Source organism: Mycolicibacterium iranicum, assembly GCF_002101705.1.
GTDB classification, from domain to species: domain Bacteria; phylum Actinomycetota; class Actinomycetes; order Mycobacteriales; family Mycobacteriaceae; genus Mycobacterium; species Mycobacterium iranicum.
On sequence record NZ_LQPC01000030.1, the window covers coordinates 182,281 to 201,225 of the forward strand.

The 18,945-nt window shown below is 65.6% G+C and carries 21 protein-coding genes; 12 read left to right on the plus strand and 9 right to left on the minus strand.

All coding sequences use genetic code 11. The features are described from left to right. The first annotated feature begins 303 nt into the window (after nt 1–303). A complete protein-coding gene (locus AWC12_RS14495; protein ID WP_024446779.1) occupies nt 304–1,215 on the plus strand; it encodes an MPT63 family protein in 912 nt (303 codons plus the stop codon). Between the two features lie 54 nt (nt 1,216–1,269). Here AWC12_RS14495 and AWC12_RS14500 read toward each other — a convergent pair whose 3' ends face one another. The 7 genes from AWC12_RS14500 to AWC12_RS14530 form a co-directional block, all read right to left on the minus strand. After that, a complete protein-coding gene (locus AWC12_RS14500; RefSeq protein ID WP_024446780.1) occupies nt 1,270–1,977 on the minus strand; it encodes a hypothetical protein in 708 nt (235 codons plus the stop codon). A 73-nt stretch (nt 1,978–2,050) separates the two neighbouring features. Continuing rightward, a complete protein-coding gene (locus AWC12_RS14505) occupies nt 2,051–3,217 on the minus strand; it encodes a 17-hydroxy-3-oxo-4-pregnene-20-carboxyl-CoA lyase (protein ID WP_024446781.1) in 1,167 nt (388 codons plus the stop codon). Then, entirely contained in the window at nt 3,214–3,627 is a 414-nt protein-coding gene (locus AWC12_RS14510) for a MaoC family dehydratase (protein ID WP_036465096.1), read from the minus strand. The genes AWC12_RS14505 and AWC12_RS14510 overlap by 4 nt, the downstream gene beginning before the upstream one ends. After that, on the minus strand, nt 3,624–4,577 hold the full coding sequence (locus AWC12_RS14515) for a bifunctional MaoC family dehydratase N-terminal/OB-fold nucleic acid binding domain-containing protein (RefSeq protein WP_085175140.1): 954 nt from the start codon (nt 4,575–4,577) through the stop codon (nt 3,624–3,626). Before AWC12_RS14515 ends, AWC12_RS14510 begins: the two co-directional genes overlap by 4 nt. After that, nucleotides 4,574–5,737, minus strand: coding sequence for an acyl-CoA dehydrogenase FadE29 (gene fadE29 / locus AWC12_RS14520; protein WP_024446784.1), 1,164 nt, complete (start codon nt 5,735–5,737; stop codon nt 4,574–4,576). Before fadE29 ends, AWC12_RS14515 begins: the two co-directional genes overlap by 4 nt. Nucleotides 5,738–5,766: 29 nt before the next feature. Next, nucleotides 5,767–6,768: an acyl-CoA dehydrogenase family protein gene (locus AWC12_RS14525; RefSeq protein ID WP_024446785.1), complete on the minus strand. Its 1,002-nt coding sequence runs from the start codon at nt 6,766–6,768 to the stop codon at nt 5,767–5,769. Nucleotides 6,769–6,794: 26 nt separating this feature from the next. Next, on the minus strand, nt 6,795–8,057 hold the full coding sequence (locus tag AWC12_RS14530) for a cytochrome P450 (RefSeq protein ID WP_024446786.1): 1,263 nt from the start codon (nt 8,055–8,057) through the stop codon (nt 6,795–6,797). 121 nt (nt 8,058–8,178) lie between these two features. On the opposite strand from AWC12_RS14530, the gene AWC12_RS14535 reads away from it, so the two are divergent. The 4 genes from AWC12_RS14535 to AWC12_RS14550 all read left to right on the plus strand — a co-directional run bounded on the left by AWC12_RS14535 (nt 8,179) and on the right by AWC12_RS14550 (nt 11,080). After that, nucleotides 8,179–9,342 (plus strand): steroid 3-ketoacyl-CoA thiolase, encoded by a 1,164-nt coding sequence (locus tag AWC12_RS14535; protein WP_024446787.1) that lies wholly within the window; start codon nt 8,179–8,181, stop codon nt 9,340–9,342. Continuing rightward, a complete protein-coding gene (locus AWC12_RS14540; RefSeq protein WP_024446788.1) occupies nt 9,342–9,728 on the plus strand; it encodes a DUF8021 domain-containing protein in 387 nt (128 codons plus the stop codon). The genes AWC12_RS14535 and AWC12_RS14540 overlap by 1 nt, the downstream gene beginning before the upstream one ends. An 8-nt stretch (nt 9,729–9,736) precedes the next feature. Further along, nucleotides 9,737–10,246, plus strand: coding sequence for a nitroreductase family deazaflavin-dependent oxidoreductase (locus tag AWC12_RS14545; protein WP_024446789.1), 510 nt, complete (start codon nt 9,737–9,739; stop codon nt 10,244–10,246). A 138-nt stretch (nt 10,247–10,384) separates the two neighbouring features. Beyond that, nucleotides 10,385–11,080: a GAF domain-containing protein gene (locus tag AWC12_RS14550; protein WP_024446790.1), complete on the plus strand. Its 696-nt coding sequence runs from the start codon at nt 10,385–10,387 to the stop codon at nt 11,078–11,080. A gap of 9 nt (nt 11,081–11,089) precedes the next feature. Here the strand turns inward: AWC12_RS14550 and AWC12_RS14555 are convergent, their stop codons facing one another. Further along, nucleotides 11,090–11,995 carry an SDR family oxidoreductase gene (locus tag AWC12_RS14555; protein WP_085175141.1) on the minus strand — a complete coding sequence of 302 codons (906 nt, stop codon included), beginning with the start codon at nt 11,993–11,995 and terminating at the stop codon, nt 11,090–11,092. Between the two features lie 12 nt (nt 11,996–12,007). Next, complete coding sequence (locus AWC12_RS14560; protein WP_085175143.1) at nt 12,008–12,796, minus strand: SDR family oxidoreductase; 789 nt, start codon at nt 12,794–12,796, stop codon at nt 12,008–12,010. Between the two features lie 52 nt (nt 12,797–12,848). Between AWC12_RS14560 and echA20 the strand changes: the two genes are divergently transcribed. From echA20 to AWC12_RS14595, 7 genes are read left to right on the plus strand one after another with little or no spacing between them, the layout of a single operon-like run. Then, complete coding sequence (echA20, locus tag AWC12_RS14565; protein ID WP_024446793.1) at nt 12,849–13,604, plus strand: (7aS)-7a-methyl-1,5-dioxo-2,3,5,6,7,7a-hexahydro-1H-indene-carboxyl-CoA hydrolase; 756 nt, start codon at nt 12,849–12,851, stop codon at nt 13,602–13,604. Nucleotides 13,605–13,638: 34 nt separating this feature from the next. After that, nucleotides 13,639–14,514, plus strand: coding sequence for a cholesterol ring-cleaving hydrolase subunit IpdA (gene ipdA, locus AWC12_RS14570; protein ID WP_085175145.1), 876 nt, complete (start codon nt 13,639–13,641; stop codon nt 14,512–14,514). Further along, nucleotides 14,511–15,260 carry a cholesterol ring-cleaving hydrolase subunit IpdB gene (gene ipdB / locus AWC12_RS14575; RefSeq protein WP_085175146.1) on the plus strand — a complete coding sequence of 250 codons (750 nt, stop codon included), beginning with the start codon at nt 14,511–14,513 and terminating at the stop codon, nt 15,258–15,260. The genes ipdA and ipdB overlap by 4 nt, the downstream gene beginning before the upstream one ends. After that, nucleotides 15,257–16,330 (plus strand): (3aS,4S,5R,7aS)-5-hydroxy-7a-methyl-1-oxo-octahydro-1H-indene-4-carboxyl-CoA dehydrogenase, encoded by a 1,074-nt coding sequence (gene ipdC, locus AWC12_RS14580; protein ID WP_085175148.1) that lies wholly within the window; start codon nt 15,257–15,259, stop codon nt 16,328–16,330. The genes ipdB and ipdC overlap by 4 nt, the downstream gene beginning before the upstream one ends. A gap of 43 nt (nt 16,331–16,373) precedes the next feature. Next, the gene (locus AWC12_RS14585; protein ID WP_051226686.1) at nt 16,374–17,024 is read left to right on the plus strand and encodes a SatD family protein; all 651 of its coding nucleotides are present in this window, start codon (nt 16,374–16,376) and stop codon (nt 17,022–17,024) included. After that, nucleotides 17,021–17,761, plus strand: a complete 741-nt coding sequence (locus AWC12_RS14590; RefSeq protein ID WP_024446798.1) for a hypothetical protein — start codon at nt 17,021–17,023, stop codon at nt 17,759–17,761. The genes AWC12_RS14585 and AWC12_RS14590 overlap by 4 nt, the downstream gene beginning before the upstream one ends. A 50-nt stretch (nt 17,762–17,811) precedes the next feature. Continuing rightward, the gene (locus AWC12_RS14595) at nt 17,812–18,927 is read left to right on the plus strand and encodes an NDMA-dependent alcohol dehydrogenase (RefSeq protein ID WP_024446799.1); all 1,116 of its coding nucleotides are present in this window, start codon (nt 17,812–17,814) and stop codon (nt 18,925–18,927) included. The last annotated feature ends 18 nt before the right edge of the window (nt 18,928–18,945 follow it).

Below are 18,945 nucleotides of genomic sequence, written 5' to 3' on the forward strand. Positions count from 1 at the left end.
CCACGCTAAAAAATGGCGTTCGATGCCAAGAGCTGGCCAGACTGGCTTGGCGCGAATGGCTCAGCAACTCTGCAGAGTCTGATTCCAACCGCAGGAAACACAATCTGACCGCCGGGGCGATCGCCCCGCCGACGGCGCACGGAAACCATGCTCAGGGAAGCATCGTCTGACCTGGCATGACGAGGAAAGCGCAGGTCGACACCACCAGCAGGTCAGATACGCCCCCGACGCCGGTTAACTGACCTGTTAGGTTGCTCGGGGGGAAACCTCGCTGATCGCTGAACGAAACCAGGAGGAGAACGCGTGAAATTCAAGCCCGTATCGGCAGCTCTCACCACCGTGGCGGCAGCCGCAGTCGCCCTTGCTGGCGCATCCATCGCCTCGGCCGAGACCGAGACACAGTGGCTCGGACAGCCTGGCGAGCTCGTCAACGGCACCGTGGTCCAGCACTGGACGGTCAGTCATCTGAAGCCCAGCTCCGACGTCATCCCTTACCGTCCGATCGGCACTCTGTGGGAAGCCACCGCCAGCGACGAGGCGATCTCGGGCGACGTGACCCCGATCATCTCGAACCTCAATGCTCGCGCGAAGAACGGCGACACCTACCGCGTGCTCTTCGGCGTCGCGACGGCGCAGGGCGTCAACCCGTCGACGCTGGCGCAGGGCCAGAAGACCTCGGGCAAGATCTACTTCGACGTCACGGGCGAGGCGCCCGACAGCGTCTTCTACAGCAACGGAGAGGGCGAACAGCTGCTCTGGCTGCAGGCCCCGCCCGCACCGGCTGCCACGGGGTCCGGCGGCAGCGGGTCGTCGTACAACACCGGAACGTCGCCGTCGTCCTCGGGTTCGTCCGAGACCACCACTAGCGAGACACCGACGCCCGCACCAGCGTCGGCGACACCGACCACGATGCCCGCCACCCCGACCGCAATGCCCGCCGGTAGCGCGGGCACGCCACTGCCGGAAGGCAGCTCGGGTACACCGTTGCCGGCGGGCAGTGCCGGCACGCCACTGCCGGAAGGCAGCTCGGGCACCCCGCTCCCTGAGGGCGCCGCTGCGGCGGAAGCTTCGCCGGCTCCGGTCCCCGCAGCTGTGGCACCTGTCCCGCAGGGCAGCTCCGGAACCCCGTTGCCTCAGGACGCGCCCCCGGCGCAGCCTGCGCCGGCTGCAGGTGCTCCCACCACCACCGTCGTGGTGCCGGCACCGCCTGCCTGAGAGAAACCGACGAATCCGGGCCGCCTAGCTGCAAGCCAGGCGGCCCGGTTCATGTCAGGAGTGCGAACTCCACCACGTGTAGAGCTGAACCATGTTCGGCCCCTGCGGGCCCGACTGGACCTCGCTGACCATCAGATTGGCGTCGGTCGTCCACGCGACCGTCGGCTTGCTCTGCTGGAAACCGCACACCAGGGTGCCCGCCTCCAACTCGGGTGCGGCATTGCGGCGCCAGGGTCCGGGTGACTGGATGTTGCCGGGGCAGTTGACCACCGACGTCTCGCCGATGACGGCGTCGAAAAGTGCCTTGAGGGATTCATCGTCACCCGCGAGTGTGAAAGTCGCCGCCAACGGGCCTCCCGGATCGGCGTTCTTGTCGCAACTGACCTGCGCGAGGGCACCTTTCACCGGCACCACGGCCTCGCAGGAACCTTCGGGATAGCCGGCTGGCAGCATTCCCAACAGCCGCGTCTGCGCCTCCTGCTGCGATTCGGCCTGGGTCGTGCTTGCGGTGGCTGCCTCCGAGTCGTCCCCGGTGTCCGACGACGGCCAGAACACCCACGCAAGGATTCCGAGGACGACCACACCCACACCAGCGGCGACCGACAACATGACGGGCCTTCGATCCCTATGCACCGGGCGGGGATTCACCGCCATCGGGGCGTCGTAGCGAGGCTCCCACCGGCTGGTCTGCGGCTGACGCACCTCGCCGACATCCAGGGGCCCGGTGTCCTCGTCATCCGGATGCGGTTGGCGGGAGCTCATGTGGGCAAGGGTAGTTGGCCGGTTGCCGCGGTTGTGCGAGGCACACCTCACACAAGTGGGCGCCGCCGAAGGCTCATCCCAGGATCAAGCCGGACGTCGGCACCCCGGTGCCCGCAGTGACCAGCACATGCTCGACGTTCGACACCTGGTTGACCGACGTTCCGCGCAGCTGGCGTACACCCTCGGCGATGCCGTTCATGCCGTGGATATAGGCCTCGCCGAGCTGTCCGCCGTGCGTGTTGATCGGCAACTTACCGCCGAGTTCGATCGCCCCGCCCGCGATGAAGTCTTTCGCCTCGCCCTTGCCGCAGAACCCGAGCTCCTCGAGCTGGATCAACGTGTACGGGGTGAAGTGGTCGTAGAGGATCGCCGTCTGGATGTCGGCGGGCGACAGACCGCTCTGCTGCCACAGCTGGTTTCCGACCAAACCCATCTCGGGCAGGCCGAGTTCCTCGCGGTAATAGGAGTACATCGTGAACTGGTCGGCCCCGGCGCCCTGCGCCGCAGCCTCGATGGTCGCAGGCCTGTGCTTCAGATCTCTGGCCCGCTCAGGTGTGGTGACCACGATCGCCACACCGCCGTCGGTCTCCTGGCAGCAATCCAAAAGGCGAAGCGGTTCGGCGATCCACCGTGAATTCTGGTGATCCTCGATGGTGATCGGTTTGCCGTAGAAGTGCGCTTTCGGATTGTTCGCCGCGTGCTTGCGGTCCGCGACCGATACCGCACCGAAATCGGCACTGGTCGCGCCATATTCGTGCATGTAGCGTTTGGCGATCATCGCCACCGAGGCGGCAGGCGTGCTCAAGCCGTGGGGGTAGGACCAGCTGTATTCGACCCCGCGGGAGTCGGCGTTCACCGTGAGACCCGTCATGACCTGGCCGAAGCGAAACTCGGATCGCTCGTTGAAGGCGCGGTAGGCGACGACGACCTCGGCCACGCCGGTCGCGACCGCGAGGGCGGCCTGTTGCACCGTCGCCGCTGCCGCACCGCCGCCGTAGCCGATCTGGCTGAAGAACGTGAGGTCACCGATTCCGGTGGCACGTGCGACAGCGGTCTCGAGGTTCGAGTCCATCGTGAAGGTGACGAGCCCGTCTACATCGGCAGGCTTCAGGCCCGCGTCGTCGAGCGCGTCGAGGACGGCCTCGGCGGCCAGTCGAAGCTCGCTGCGGCCGGAGTTCTTCGAGAAGTCGGTGGCGCCGATCCCGACGATCGCCGACTTGCCGGATAGCCCGGATGTCATGCGTTGCCTCCGAAAGTGATTGTGGCCGTGGCGATGACGTGGTCACCGAGGCTGTTGCTACCCGTCACCTTGAGCGTCACTAGCCCATCCTCGATTGCCGTCACCTCACCGGAGAACGTCACGGTGTCATAGGCGTACCAGGGCACCCCCAGTCGCAACCCGATCGTCTTGATGACGGCGGTCGGGCCTGCCCAGTCGGTGATGTAGCGCTGCACCAGGCCGGTGTCGGTGAGGATGTTGACGAAGATGTCCTTGGAGCCCTTGGCCTGTGCCTTGTCCCGGTCGTGGTGGACGTCCTGGTAATCGCGGGTGGCGATCGCCGTCGACACGATGAAGGTCGGATCGCCGTAGAGCTTCAGCTCGGGCAGTTTCGTGCCCACCTCGTACGACGGTGCTGCCGTGGCGCTCATGCTCGCGGCTCCCATGCGTACAGCGTCCATGCCGGGCTGATCTCACTGTCAGGGAAGTCGATATAGGTTGCGCGCACAGGCATTCCGATCTGAACCGCGTCCGGCTCCACGCCGCGGAGTTCGCCGAGCATCCGCACGCCCTCGTCGAGCTCCACCAACGCGATGACGAACGGCAGCGTGCGGCCGGGCACCTTGGGTGCATGGTGAACGACGTAGCTGAACACCGTGCCGTCGCCGCTGGCGACGACGTAATCGGTCGGTTCGTCCTTGGCGGCCCAGACCGCGGGAACCGGCGGGTGCTGCAAGGACCCGTCCGGGCGCCTCTGGATACGCAATTCGTGAGCGTTGACGCCGTCCCAGAAGAACTTCGTGTCCCGCGACGATGCAGGCCGCATCAGCTTGTCGGGATCGAGATCCTCGGGCACCGCGGTCTTGGCTTCGCCACGCGGCATGAACTTCATGATGCGCCACTTCATCTCGGCGACCAGCTCGTCGTCGGCGGTGGTCCACGTGATGAGCTGGTTGATGAAATAGCCCTCGCCGAGCGCGGTCTGCTTGGGCCCCACCACGTCGGTGATCTCAGCGTGGATGGCGAGCTCCTCGCCCGGCTGCAGGTAGCGGTGATACGTCTGCTCGCAGTTGGTCGCCACCACGCCGACATAGCCGGCGTCGTCGAACAGCGCCATCATCTTCGACAACGGGTCGTCATCGGAGCGCCCCTCGCCCAGGCCGCCCATCGTCCACACCTGGATCATCGCCGGCGGGGCGACGATACCGGGATGACCGGCCGCCTTCGCGGCCTCGGCGTCGACGTAGATGGGGTTCCTGTCGCCGATCGCATCCACCCAGTGGTGAATCATCGGCTGGTTGACCGGATCTCGGCCGTGCCGCGGCTCGCTCTTTCCCTCAGCCTTGATCTTGTCGATACTCGCCTGCAGGTCTGCGCTCATCTGTTCACTCTCGGGACCTTGAGACCCGACGCCGCGATCTGCTCGCGCATCACTTCGTTCACGCCGCCGCCGAACGTGATGACCAGGTTGCGTTTGGTCATCTTGTCCAGCCAGTCGAGGATCTCTCCGGTCTCGGGGTCGGCGGGGTTGCCGAACCTGCCGACGATCTCCTCGGCCAGCCGGCCCACCTCTTGAATACGCTCGGTGGAAAAGACTTTCGTCGCAGCGGCGTCGGCGACAGCGATGGTCTCCCCCGATGCGGCCACCTGCCAGTTGAGCAGCTCGTTCACCCGCCAGATGGCCTTGATCTGGCCGAGCAGCCGCTTCACGTCGTCGTGCTCCATCGGCGTCACACCGTCTGAACCCGGCTTCGACGCCCAGGCGTGGACCTGGTCGTAGATGCCCGCGACACGACCGGCGGGGCCGAGCCCGACGCGCTCGTGGTTGAGCTGGGTGGTGATGAGCTTCCAGCCGCCGTTCTCCTCACCGACGAGCATGTCGGCGGGCACCCGCACGTCGTTGTAGTACGACGCATTGGTGTGATGGGCCCCGTCGGACAGGATGATCGGTGTCCACGAGTAGCCGGGATCCTTGGTGTCCACGATCAGGATCGAAATGCCCTTGTGCTTGGCGGCTTCGGGATCTGTGCGGCACGCCAGCCAGATGTAATCGGCATCATGGGCGCCGGTGGTCCACATCTTCTGACCGTTGACAACATATTCGTCGCCATGCCGGACCGCTGTCGTGCGCAGCGACGCGAGGTCGGTGCCCGCCTCCGGCTCGGAGTACCCGATCGCGAAATGGATGTCGCCGGACAGGATTCCCGGCAGAAACTTCTTCTTCTGCTCCTCGGTGCCGTACACCTGCAGGGTCGGCCCCACGGTCTGCAGCGTCACCAGTGGCAGCGGCACGTCGGCGCGGTTGGCTTCGTTGACGAAGATCTGCTGCTCCACCGGCCCGAACCCGAGGCCGCCGTACTCCTTGGGCCAGCCGACACCCAGCTTGCCGTCCGATCCCATGCGCTTGATCACCGCGCGATAGGCCTCGTTGTGCCGGTTGGACTCCATCGCCGCCGCCTCGTCGGGCGTGATCAGCGTCGAAAAGTACTGTCGCAGTTCAGCTTGCAGAGCCCGCTGCTCGGGGGTCAATTCGATGTACATGTCATCTCCCGTCGCTTCGCCCGCTCCATTTACACACCCACCAGATCTAGACGATGTGTAGGACCGCCGAGGACCCTCGTCAGGTCTTTGATCGACGAGTAGTAACGGTCCATCGGGTATGTGATGTCCATGCCCATCCCGCCGTGGAGGTGGTGGCACAGCCGCATCGCCGGGGCCGCCTGCGAGGTCAGCCAGTATCCGAGGACAGCCAGATCGTCTTCGGCGTCGAGCCCTTCCGACAACAGCCACACCACCGACGTCGACAGCAGCGAGATGGTGCGGGATGCGATGTAGACGTCGGAGAGCTGTGCAGCGACAGTCTGGAACGTCGACAGCGGCCTGCCGAACTGCTCTCGAGTGGCGACGTAATCCGCGGTCAGGCGCAGTGCCCCGGCGACGAGGCCCGACGCGAATGCACCGATCGTCGCGAGCGCGAGCTGATTGACCCGGTGCACCGTCGCATCCTTGAGGACGTCTTCGTCACCGACCGCGACATCGGCGAACGTCACGACGTACTCGTCGGATCCGTTGGCCGCCGGGGTCTTGGCGACGGTCACCCCGTCGGCCTTCGCTGACACGACCGCGACACCGGTATCGGTGGTCACCACGAGCCAATCTGCTTGCGCGGCATAGCCGACCGCGATCTTCGTACCGCTGAGCTTGCCGCCGGTCAACGAAACGGACGGTCGTTCGGGGAGCTGTGCACCGGGCTCGTTGAGCGCGAGCGTCACGATCGAGCCGTTGCCCACACCGGCGAGGAACCGATCTTGCTGCTCAGCTGTGGCGAGGTCGAGCAGTACCGCGGTGGCACCGAGGGTGACGAGCGCGGGACTGACGGTGCCATGTCTGCCGATCTCGGTCAGCGCGGTGGCGATCTCGGCGAGGCCGACGCCGTCGCCGCCGAGGCGTTCCGGCACAGCCAATGCCGCGACGCCCCCGGAAACCAAAGCTTCCCAGCTATTTTCACGATCGAGCACCGAGGTCACCACATCGGCGACGGCCTGCTGCCCCTCATCTGGACTGAAATCCACCGACTCCTCCTTGAGCCTTCGCCAGTCTAGTGCTGGACGGGGCAGCCGCTACCGGTGTAGTCGACCTGCCAGTGTTTGATGCCGTTGAGCCATCCCGACTTCAGCCGTTCGGGGTCGCCGATCGGCTTGAGATCGGGCATGTTGTCGGCGACGGCGTTGAAGATGAGGTTGATCGTCATCTTGGCCAGGTTGGCCCCGATGCAGTAGTGCGCGCCCGTGCCGCCGAATCCGACGTGCGGGTTGGGGGTGCGCATGATGTTGAAGGAGTGCGGGTCGTCGAAGACCTCTTCGTCGAAGTTCGCTGAGCGGTACGACATCACGACCCGCTCACCCTTTTTGATCTTCACGCCGCTGAGCTCGGTGTCCTCCAGCGCGGTGCGCTGGAACGCCGACACAGGAGTTGCCCAACGGACGATCTCGTCGGCAGCAGTCTCGGGGCGCTCCTTCTTGTACAGCTCCCACTGCTCCGGGTTCTGCGAGAACGCGATCATGCCGTGGGTGATCGAGTTGCGCGTGGTCTCGTTGCCCGCGACGGCGAGCATGACGACGAAGAAGCCGAACTCGTCGTCGGAGAGCTTCTCACCCTCGATGTCGGCCTCGATCAGCTTGGTGACGATGTCCTCGGTGGGGTTCTTCGCGCGCTCCTCGGCCATTTTCATCGCGTAGGTGATCAGCTCGAACGAGGACATCGCCGGGTCGACGTCGGCGTATTCGGGGTCTTCCCCCGCGGTCATCTCATTGGACCAGCGGAACAGCTTGTCGCGATCGTCCTGAGGTACACCGAGCAATTCCGCGATGGCCTGCAGTGGAAGCTCGCACGACACCTGCTCGACGAAGTCGCCGGAGCCCTCGGCCCTGGCGGTCTCGGCGATCTTCTGGGCACGCGCTCGCAGTTCGTCTTCGAGTCGTCCGACGGCGCGCGGCGTGAAACCGCGGGAAATGATCTTGCGCAGGCGGGTGTGCTGCGGGGCGTCCATGTTCAGCAGGACCGCCTTCTGCAGATCGATCGCGGAACGCTCCATCCCCTGTGGCCACACCGGGATCGCTCCGTCGGGTGAGCTGCCGAAGACGTCGTTGCGCTTGGACACCTCCTTGACATCGGCGTGCTTGGTGATCAACCAATAGCCTTTGTCGCCGAAACCTCCCGTGCCGCCCGGCACGTCGACCCAGTGGATAGGCTCGGACTTGCGCAGTTCGGCAAGTTCCTCGACGGGCAAGCGCTCGAGGTTCAAGGTCGCGTCGAGGAAATCGAAGTCGGGTGCAACGGGGCACGTGTTGGGGCCAGGCATATAAAAGCTCTCCTCAATTGCAACGTGTTCTAGTGCCAGTAAAACATGGCTTCTCCGCAGATCAAAGGTGCGGGGGCATCGCAGCTTGTCAGGCTTATGAAACGTGTTCTAGCCTGACGGAATGGGTACCCCTGTCATCGTCGAAGCCACCCGCAGCCCCATCGGCAAGCGCAACGGCTGGCTGTCCGGTCTACACGCCACCGAGCTCCTCGGAGCGACCCAGAAGGCGCTCGTCGACAAGGCCGGCATCGATGCCGGCATCATCGAGCAGGTCATCGGGGGCTGCGTCACACAGTTCGGCGAGCAGTCCAACAACATCACCCGCGTCGGCTGGCTGGTCGCCGGCCTGCCCGAGCATGTAGGCGCGACGACGATCGACTGCCAGTGCGGCAGCGGGCAGCAGGCCAACGGCCTGATCGCCGGCCTGATCGCCACCGGTGCGATCGACGTCGGCATCGCCTGCGGCGTCGAGGCGATGAGCCGCGTCGGGCTCGGCGCCAACGCCGGCCCCGACCGCAGCATCATCCGGCCGTCGTCGTGGGACATCGACCTGCCCGACCAGTTCACCGCGGCGGAACGAATCGCCAAGAGGCGCGGCATCAGCCGTGAAGACATCGACCAGTTCGGCTTCGAGTCCCAGCTCAAGGCGAAGCAGGCGTGGGCCGAGGGGCGCTTCGACCGGGAGATCAGCGGCATCGAGGCCCCGGTTCTCGACGAGAACAAACAACCCACCAGCGAACGCCACATCGTGAGCAAGGACCAGGGTCTGCGCGACACCACACTTGAGGGGTTGGCCTCTCTGAAGCCCGTCATGGAAGGCGGAATCCACACCGCGGGCACATCGTCACAGATTTCCGACGGGGCGGCCGCCGTGCTGTGGATGGATGAAGACAAGGCAAAGGCTCTGGGGCTCACGCCGCGCGCCCGTATCGTCAGCCAGGCGCTTGTCGGCGCCGAACCGTACTACCACCTCGACGGTCCGGTGCAGTCGACGGCGAAGGTGCTGGAGAAGGCCGGCATGAAGATCGGTGACATCGACATCACCGAGATCAACGAGGCGTTCGCATCGGTCGTGCTGTCCTGGGCCCGCGTGCACGAGCCCGACATGGCCACGGTCAACGTCAATGGCGGCGCGATCGCACTTGGCCACCCGGTCGGCAGCACCGGCAGCAGGCTGATCACGACCGCACTGCACGAGCTGGAGCGCACCGACAAGACGACCGCGCTGATCACGATGTGCGCCGGCGGTGCGCTCTCAACTGGCACCATCATCGAGCGGATCTAGTGGCCGTCCCGGAAGCCGAACGAATTGCGGCGGCGCAGGCCTACATCAGCGCGCTGGCCAGCCATCAGGCCGACGACGTGCCATTCGCGCCGGGGTGCACGCGCGTCGAGGTCGGCCTGAAGACCGGTTTCTCCGGAGATCACTTGCGCCGCAGCCTGAACAATGGGCTGCAATATCGCGTAATCAAGGCCGTGACGACGCCGGAGTTCACCGTCGAGGGAGACACGGTGCGAGCACGGTTCGAGCTGTCGACCAAACCGAAGCTGGCGGGCCGCAGTGTTGGCGCCCGCATCGACGAGACATTCTTGATCCCGGCCGACGACCCCTCCGGACGAGCACAGATCCACCACATCAACGCGTCCATCCGTCCGTTTCTGGCCCGTTAGGATCCCCCATGGCCGAGAGCCCGAAACCCCCGAAACCATTGAGCCCCAAGCAAGTCGAAGGCCTCAACTCCAATGCTGTCGGTACCGGCATCAAGTGGATGTCCCGGTTCAACACGTGGGTCTACAAGGCCACCGGCGGACGGCTGGGAGCGAAGTGGCGCGGCGGGTCGAACCGCTTCTCGGCGCCGCCGCCGGTGGGGATCCTGACCACAATCGGCCGCAAGTCCGGCGAGCCCCGTGACAGTCCCCTGCTGTTCCTGCGTGAGGGTGACCGCATCGTCCTGGTCGCCTCGCAGGGCGGACGTGCGACGAACCCCATGTGGTATCTCAACATTCAGGCCAATCCTGCGGTCACGTTCCAGTACAAGAGCGAGAAGCTGAACCTCCTCGCCCGGGACGCCACCGACGCCGAGCGTGACCAGTACTGGCCCAAGCTTGATGCGATCTACCCCGACTTCGCGAACTACCGGTCCTACACCGACCGCAAGATTCCCATCTTGATCTGCGACCCGGCCTAGCGAGTACACGTCGGGCGTGCCAAGCGTCATATCCGGAGCTCGTTTGCTGACGGCAGCGAATGATCAGCAGGTCCAGAGCGCACGGCATCATTCTCAACATTCGAGCGGCAATGGCCGAGCTGGATCTATCGTTAGCGAGTGATCTCGCTACCCGGCTTCAACGCCTGGCTCAACAACATGGTGGAAGAGCAGGCGGCGAAGGCTGAACAGACTCCGGATGAGTACGTCGCCCAGGCGGTCGCTACCCAACTGATGGCCGACGTCACGCGCCACAAGGAAGATCACCGAGAGTTGCTGGCGCACCTGTCCGACGCCGACATCAAGGTTGCCGAGCAGTCCGCGGGACCGCAGTCGGTGGTTGCAGATCCCGAACGGCTGCAGGCGCTGTATGCCACAGGCCTGCTCGATGCACCGCGGGAGAAGATCTACGACCACATCGCAGACATGGCCGCGAGTGCCCTGGCGGCACCCGGTGCGGCCATCTCGTTGGTAGACCTCGACCGCCAGTTCTTCGTCAGCATGCACGGCTCGCCTGCGGAGGCGCCGGAAGAACGGCAGACGTCGATCGACCGTTCGGTGTGTCAGTACGCGGTCGCGTCAGGGCAGCCGCTGGTGATTCCCGACGCCCGGGAAGATCCGGTGCTCAAGTACAACCCCGCGGTCACCGACGGCACGGTCGTGGCCTATCTCGGTATCCCGTTGATCAACAGCGGTAACCATGCCATCGGGACGCTCTGCGTGTGGGACACCAGTCCCCGTCAGTGGACTTCGGGACACGTGATGACGCTGCGCGATCTGGCGCAACTGGCGACCGACCGCATGTTCAACAGATAAGGCCGGAAATCATGCCCCGTAGACGGGCACCGGGGTCCGCGACTTGGCGAGCAGGTCGGCGACGACGGGACCGAGTTCGGCGGGGTCCCATTTGGCGCCCTTGTCGATTTCCGGCCCGTGCGCCCAACCTTCGGCCACCCGGATCTTGCCACCCTCGACCTCGAACATCGTGCCGGTGACGTCGCGGGACTCGACAGAGCCCAGCCACACCACCAGGGGTGAGATGTTCTCAGGCGCCATCGCGTCGAAATCCTTGTCCTGCGTTGCCATCATGTCGGCGAAGACGGTTTCGGTCATCCGCGTGCGGGCCGACGGCGCGATCGCATTGACACTCACGCCGTACCGTCCCATCTCGGCCGCGGCGACAAGAGTCAGCGCGGCGATGCCCGCTTTGGCGGCGCTGTAGTTGGCCTGCCCGACGCTGCCCTGCAGGCCCGCGCCGGAACTCGTGTTGATGATGCGCGCATCGACCGTCTCGCCGGCCTTGGACTTCGCCCGCCAGTACGCGGCGGCGTGCTTCATCGTGGCGAAATGGCCTTTGAGGTGCACCGCGGTGACGGCGTCGAATTCTTCTTCGCTGGTGTTGGCGAACATCCGGTCGCGCACGATCCCGGCGTTGTTGACCAATACGTCCAACGTGCCAAAGCTTTGAACGGCGGTCTGGATGAGGCCTTCGGCCTGGGCCCAGTCGGCGACGTTGGCACCGCTGGTCACGGCTTCGCCTCCGGCGGCGGTGATCTCGTCGACGACAGACTGGGCTGCGCTACCACCGCCGGCGGGCGATCCGTCGAGGCCGACGCCGATGTCGTTGACGACGACCCGTGCCCCCTCCGCGGCGAACGCCAGGGCGTGCGCCCTTCCGATTCCGCCACCGGCACCCGTCACGATGACCACGCGGCCGTCGAGCAATCCCATGTCTTTCTCTCCTTATTTGATGTCTGCGGTCGTGGTCGACAGGTAGTGCGGCGGCTCCCCGCCGCCATGCACCTCCAGTGAGGCTCCGCTGATGTAGGAGGCCGCGGGAGAGGCGAGAAATGCTGTCGCCCAACCGATGTCCTCGGGTTTGGCCAGCCTGCCGAGCGGCACGTTCTTCGATATCGCGGCGATGGAGTCGGCGTCGCCGTAGAAGAGTTCGGATTGTTCGGTCTCGACCATGCCGACGACGACGGAGTTGACTCGGACCTTCGGCGCCCACTCCACGGCCAGCGTCGAGGTCATGCTCTCCATGCCTGCCTTCGCCGCCCCATAGGCGACGGTGCCCGGGGTGGGACGCCGTCCGCTCACGCTGGTGATGTTGATGATGGACCCGCCCGTTTCCTGGGTCTGCATCATTGCGTTGGCATGTTGTGAAATCGACAGCGCGCCAAGAAGATTGAGTTCAACAATTCTGGTGCTGAATTTGGCCGAGGCGTCGGCGGCGAGCACGTAGGGCGAACCGCCTGCGTTGTTCACGACGACGTCGAGGCGTCCGTGGTCGGCGACGATTCCATCGATCAGCGCCTTGACGGCGGCGTCGTCACGGATATCGCAGGGACGGAACTCGTAGGGCGATCCCTCGACCGGCCGGCGCGCGCACGTCACCACGGTGGCGCCCTGAGCCGCAAAGACTCGGCTGATCCCGGCACCCACACCGCGCACCCCTCCGGTGACGAGGACGAGGCGCCCGGTCAGGCCCAGGGAGATGCCCGCAGCGGCACTGTCGACGGCGTCAGTCACTGTGCTAGCGTACCAAGCAAGTGCTTGCTTAGGTAGCGACCCAGGAGTTTGCATGCCAATCACCACAAAGTCCGTGGAACCGGGCATCGTCTCGGTCACGGTCGACTATCCGCCGGTCAACGCCATCCCATCGCGCGGCTGGTTCGAATTGGCCGACGCCATCACCGCGGCAGGACGCGACCAGAGCACCCACGTCGTGATCCTTCGCGCCGAAGGCCGCGGGTTCAATGCGGGCGTCGACATCAAGGAGATGCAGAAGACCGAGGGCTTCACCGCCCTCATCGACGCCAACCGCGGATGCTTCGAGGCCTTCCGCGCGGTCTACGAGTGCGCCGTGCCGGTGGTCGCCGCCGTCAACGGGTTCTGTGTCGGCGGCGGCATCGGTCTCGTCGGCAATGCCGACGTGATCGTCGCGTCCGACGACGCCAAGTTCGGGCTCCCCGAGGTCGAACGCGGCGCGCTCGGCGCTGCGACCCACCTGTCCCGCCTGGTGCCCCAACACATGATGCGCCGACTGTTCTTCACCGCGGCCACCGTCAGCGCCGAGACGCTGCACCACTTCGGTTCGGTGCACGAGGTGGTGCCGCGCGCCGATCTCGACGAATCCGCACTGCGCGTGGCCCGCGACATCGCCTCCAAGGACACCCGCGTGATCCGTGCCGCCAAGGAAGCGCTGAACTTCATCGACATCCAGCCGGTCAATGCGAGATACCGCATGGAGCAGGGTTTTACGTTCGAACTGAACCTGGCGGGCGTCTCCGACGAACATCGCGACGCATTCGCCGGGACTGACAAGGGATCGAAATGATTCGGCGGGCACGAGCGAAGCGAGCGGGGGATTGATGGGAGACAAGAGAACCACTCTCGACGAGGCGATTGCATCCGTCGAAAGCGGGATGACAATCGGGATCGGCGGGTGGGGTTCGCGCCGTAAGCCGATGGCGTTCATCCGCGCGCTGCTGCGCACCGACGTCACCGACCTGACCGTCGTGACCTACGGCGGCCCCGACCTCGGGCTGCTCTGCTCGGCAGGCAAGGTCAAGCGGGTCTACTACGGATTCGTCTCGCTGGACTCCCCGCCCTTCTACGACCCGTGGTTCGCCAAGGCCCGCACGTCGGGCTCGATCGAGTCACGCGAAATGGACGAGGGCATGTTGCGCTGCGGTCTCCAGGCCGCCGCCCAGCGGTTGCCGTTCTTGCCGATCCGTGCCGGGCTCGGCAGTGACGTCCGCGCCTTCTGGGGAGATGAGCTCAAGACCGTGCGATCCCCCTACGGAGACGAGGAACTGATCGCCATGCCCGCGCTGAACCTGGACGTGGCGCTCGTGCACATGAACCTCGGCGATCAACGCGGCAACGCGGCTTACACCGGAATCGACCCGTATTTCGACGACCTCTTCCTGATGTCCGCCGAGAAGCGCCTGCTGTCGGTCGAGAAGGTGGTCTCGACCGAAGAGCTGGTGAAATCCGTTCCACCGCAAGCACTGCTGATCAATCGCATGATGGTCGACACCGTCGTCGAGGCACCCAACGGCGCTCACTTCACCACCGCCGAGCCCGACTACCGTCGCGACGAGAAGTTCCAGCGGCACTACGCCGAGGCCGCCGGTTCGGACGAGACGTGGGCCGAGTTCGTCACGACCTACCTGTCGGGCAGCGAGGCCGACTACCAGGCAGCTGTCCGTAAGTTCAAGAACGACCTGGAGGCGTCCAAGTGATCTCCACCACCCGCGCCGAGGTGTGCGCCGTTGCTTGCGCCGAATTGTTCCGTGACGCAGGCGAAATCATGGTCAGCCCGATGACGACAATCGTTTCGATCGGCGCGAGGCTGGCACGACTGACCTTCTCCCCCGACATCGTGCTTTCCGACGGCGAGGCTCGCCTGATCGCCGACACACCAGCCATCGGGGCACCGGCCGCGATCGAGGGCTGGATGCCGTTCGGCCGCGTATTCGAAACGCTGGCATGGGGCAGGCGCCATGTGGTGATGGGAGCCAACCAGATCGACCGCTACGGCAACCAGAACCTGTCCGCGTTCGGCCCGCTTCAGCACCCGACGCGCCAGATGTTCGGGGTGCGCGGTGCTCCGGGAAACACCATCAACCACGCGACCAGCTACTGGGTGGGCAATCATTCGAAGCGGGTGTTCGGCGAGTCGGTCGACATCGTGTCCGGCATCGGTTGGGACAAGGTCGATCCGGACAATCCCGCGTATCGCTTCGTCAACGTGTACCGGGTGGTCACCAATCTCGGCGTCTTCGACTTCAACGGACCCGACCACCAGATGCGAGCGGTGTCCCTGCACCCCGGCGTGGAGGTCGAGCAGGTCGCCGAGAACACGTCGTTCGAGGTGCACGACCTCGGCGAAGCCCAGACGACCCGACTGCCCTCGGCCGAAGAGCAGCGGCTGCTGCGTGAGGTGATCGATCCGAAATCGTTGCGGGACAAGGAAGTGCGGGCGTGACTTCGCTGAAGACCCCGCTGACCGAACTGGTCGGCATCGAGCATCCCGTCGTGCAGACCGGCATGGGCTGGGTGGCGGGCGCCCGACTCGTCGCCGCGACGTCGAATGCGGGCGGCCTCGGCATCCTGGCCTCGGCGACGATGACCCTCGAGGAACTGACGACAGCGGTGGCCAAGGTGAAAGCCGCCACCGACAAGCCATTCGGCATCAACATCCGTGCCGACGCCGGCGACGCAGGGGAACGCGTCGACCTCCTGATCCGCGAAGGAGTCAAAGTCGCCTCCTTCGCTCTGGCTCCCAAACCGGACCTCATCGCCAGGCTCAAAGACGCCGGCGTGGTGGTCATTCCGTCGGTGGGCCTGGCCAAGCACGCCAAGAAGGTCGCCGGCTGGGGCGCTGACGCCGTCATCGTGCAGGGCGGCGAGGGCGGCGGCCATACGGGTCCGATCGCGACCACACTGCTGCTGCCGTCGGTGCTCGACGCCGTCGCCGACACCGGCATGCCGGTGGTCGCCGCAGGTGGTTTCTTCGACGGCCGGGGGTTGGCGGCGGCACTGTCCTACGGCGCCGCGGGTGTCGCGATGGGTACGCGCTTCCTGCTCACGAAGGACTCGACGGTGCCGGATGCGGTCAAGCAGAGATACCTGCAGGCCGCGCTGGACGGCACCGTCGTCTCGACGAAGGTCGACGGCATGCCGCACCGCGTGCTGCGCACGGGATTGGTGGAGAAGCTCGAGAGCGGATCGCCGATCCGCGGCCTGTCCGCCGCGGTGCTCAACGCACAGAAGTTCAAAAAGATGTCCGGCATGACATGGAAATCGATGGTCACCGACGGCCTGGCCATGCGCCACGGTAAGGACCTGACGTGGTCTCAGGTCGTGATGGCGGCCAACACCCCGATGCTGCTCAAGGCGGGCCTCGTCGAAGGCAACACCGAGGCCGGCGTGCTGGCGTCGGGGCAGGTGGCCGGCATCATCGACGACCTGCCGTCGTGCGCCGAACTGGTGCCATCCATCGTCGCCGAAGCCGTCGAGCAGCTGCGGAAAGCGACCCGACACATCGCAGAATGAAGGTAATAGCTTCATTATCGATTAATGAAGCTATTATCTTCATATGGCTCAGATTAAGGTCGACGCTTCATCACCTGTCGCGACATTGATCGGTGACGTTGTGGGTTCGCGCGAGTTCCCCGACCGCCGCAAGCTTCATCGCCGCGTGGCCGCGGCCCTGGCCGCCGTCGCAGACGACGCTGTCGACGCTCCCCGCCTGACGGTCGGCGACGAGTTTCAGGGCACCTATCCCACGGTTGGGCGCGCGATCGACGCCGCGCTGACCCTTCGCTTGAGCCTGGCACCCGATATCGACATCCGTTTCGGGATCGGCTGGGGCGACGTTGCCAAACTCGACGACGCGTCCGGCATTCAGGACGGTCCGGGCTGGTGGGCAGCACGAGAGGCCATCGAGTGGACGGCAGCGACCCAGCAACATTCAGGGTCATCCTTGGTGCGCACCGCATTTCGCAACAGAACTGGCGCCGGGACGCAGCCACATGCCGTCAACGCCGCGCTGATGTGTCGGGACCATTTGCTTGGATCGCTGGATGAGAGGTCGCTACGCATCCTGACGGGGCTGCGGGCGGGGCAGTCGAAGAAGGAGTTGGCCATGACGGAGGGCATCAGCGCATCGGCCGTGTCCCAGCGCGCGAACCGCACCGGTGTGGACCTCATACTTCTTGCGGCGCAGGAACTCCGGGAGGTGCCGTGAGCGTCCTCGCCGTGCTTCTGATCGCCCTCGGCATCGCCGACATCTGTTCGAAGATGACGCGACGGCGCTGGCCGACCCTGGTCGCCGGACCTGTCACCGTGGTCGCGTGCGCAGCACTCGCGGGGCTGTGGCACCTGGGCGACATCGCGCTGCTGATCTGGTCCGCAGCGGTGTCGGTGACGTGGGTGCACCTGGGCGCAAAATCCGAGCGTACCGGCGCCCACCACGGCAGAGCGCTGACCGTGTTCGGTGTCGGGCTCGCCGTGCCGCTGGTCCTTGCCGGTTGGACGTCACCGGTCGGCGGCATCGTCAGGCCGTGGCTGGGGTGGGTCGACCTGGTCCCCGGTCTCGATCCGGATCGCGCCGCGATGATTCTCGGGGTGCTTCTGCTCCAGCTCGTCACGGCCAATCAGTTGGTACGCCTGATCCTCGGTGCAGTGGGGGCGGTCCGCCCGGCCGGCCAGCCGCAGCCTTCCGACAGGCTCAAGGGCGGCAGGCTCCTGGGTCCCATGGAGCGTCTGCTGATCGTCGGGCTGGGGCTCGGCGGCCAACTCGGCGCCGCGTCGGCGGTGATCGCCGCCAAGGGAATCATTCGTTTCCCGGAGCTCAACGCGCAGCGCAAAGACGCAGACGATCCCGCGGCGTCCGGCATCGACGAGGTCACCGAGTACTTCCTGGTGGGCAGTTTCGCGAGCTGGCTGGTCGCCATGGCGGGGTTGGTCCTCTCGGCGAACTGATCCGGTCGTTACGGCCACGGCGGGTCCTCGAGATTCATAAACTCGGCCCGGTGAAGACCAACGCCGCCATTCTGTGGGAGTACGGGTCCAACTGGACCGTCGAAGAAATCGACCTTGACCCACCGGGTGACGGCGAGGTGCTGGTCTCGTGGGAGGCCACCGGCCTGTGCCACTCCGATGAGCACATCCGCACCGGTGATCTTCCCGCTCCGCTCCCCCTGATCGGCGGGCACGAGGGGGCGGGGATCGTCCGGGAGGTCGGCGCCGGCGTTGTCGGGCTCGCCCCCGGGGACCACGTCGTCGCGTCGTTCCTGCCGGCATGCGGTCGCTGCCGGTTCTGCTCGACGGGCCACCAGAACCTGTGCGATCTCGGCGCCATGATCATGGCGGGCACCCAGCTCGACGGCACCTACCGACGTCATCACGCCAACGGCCAGGACATCGGTGTGATGGCACTCGTCGGCACCTTCTCGCAGTACGGAACCGTGCCCGAGGCGTCGATCGTGAAGATCGACGACGACATCCCGTTGTCGCGCGCCTGCCTGCTGGGCTGCGGTGTCACCACCGGCTGGGGTTCGGCGGTCAACACCGCCGACGTGCAGCCCGGTGACACCGTCGTGGTGATCGGGTTCGGCGGCATCGGCAGCGGCGCAGTGCAGGGCGCGAGGCTGGCAGGAGCCGAGAAGATCGTCGTTGTCGAGCCTGTAGAACAGAAGCGGGAGAAGGCGATTCAGCTCGGAGCGACCCACTTCGTCACGTCATTGCCCGAGGCGACCGCGTTGGTGGCCGAGCTGACCCGAGGTGTGATGGCGGATTCGGCGATCCTGACTGTCGGCCTGCTGGAGGGCTCGATGCTGGAGGACGCCGCCAACATCATCCGCAAAGGTGGAGCGGTCGTGATGACGGCGCTTTCGACGATGGCCGACAGCTCGCCCACGCTCGGAATGATGATGTTCACGCTGTTCCAGAAGCGGCTACTGGGAAGCCTTTACGGCGAGGCCAACCCGCGCGCCGACATCCCCCGGCTGCTGTCGCTGTACCGTGAGGGCAAGCTCTTGCTCGACGAGACGGTCACCCACGAGTACAAGCTCGCCGAGGTCAACGAGGGCTACGAGGATATGCGCGAGGGCCGCAACATCCGCGGCGTCATCCTGCACGACCACTGAGGCCAGCGAAACTGCATT

Bases quoted from the DNA above. Each gene is read 5' to 3' on its own strand.
- AWC12_RS14510 (WP_036465096.1), bottom strand. From the start codon at position 3,627: ATGAGCGCCACGGCAGCACCGTCGTACGAGGTGGGCACGAAACTGCCC.
- AWC12_RS14500 (WP_024446780.1), bottom strand. From the start codon at position 1,977: ATGAGCTCCCGCCAACCGCATCCGGATGACGAGGACACCGGGCCCCTG.
- echA20 (WP_024446793.1), top strand. From the start codon at position 12,849: ATGCCAATCACCACAAAGTCCGTGGAACCGGGCATCGTCTCGGTCACG.
- AWC12_RS14535 (WP_024446787.1), top strand. From the start codon at position 8,179: ATGGGTACCCCTGTCATCGTCGAAGCCACCCGCAGCCCCATCGGCAAG.
- AWC12_RS14545 (WP_024446789.1), top strand. From the start codon at position 9,737: ATGGCCGAGAGCCCGAAACCCCCGAAACCATTGAGCCCCAAGCAAGTC.
- fadE29 (WP_024446784.1), bottom strand. From the start codon at position 5,737: ATGTACATCGAATTGACCCCCGAGCAGCGGGCTCTGCAAGCTGAACTG.
- AWC12_RS14530 (WP_024446786.1), bottom strand. From the start codon at position 8,057: ATGCCTGGCCCCAACACGTGCCCCGTTGCACCCGACTTCGATTTCCTC.
- AWC12_RS14505 (WP_024446781.1), bottom strand. From the start codon at position 3,217: ATGACATCCGGGCTATCCGGCAAGTCGGCGATCGTCGGGATCGGCGCC.
- AWC12_RS14515 (WP_085175140.1), bottom strand. From the start codon at position 4,577: ATGAGCGCAGACCTGCAGGCGAGTATCGACAAGATCAAGGCTGAGGGA.
- AWC12_RS14585 (WP_051226686.1), top strand. From the start codon at position 16,374: ATGGCTCAGATTAAGGTCGACGCTTCATCACCTGTCGCGACATTGATC.
- ipdA (WP_085175145.1), top strand. From the start codon at position 13,639: ATGGGAGACAAGAGAACCACTCTCGACGAGGCGATTGCATCCGTCGAA.
- AWC12_RS14555 (WP_085175141.1), bottom strand. From the start codon at position 11,995: ATGGGATTGCTCGACGGCCGCGTGGTCATCGTGACGGGTGCCGGTGGC.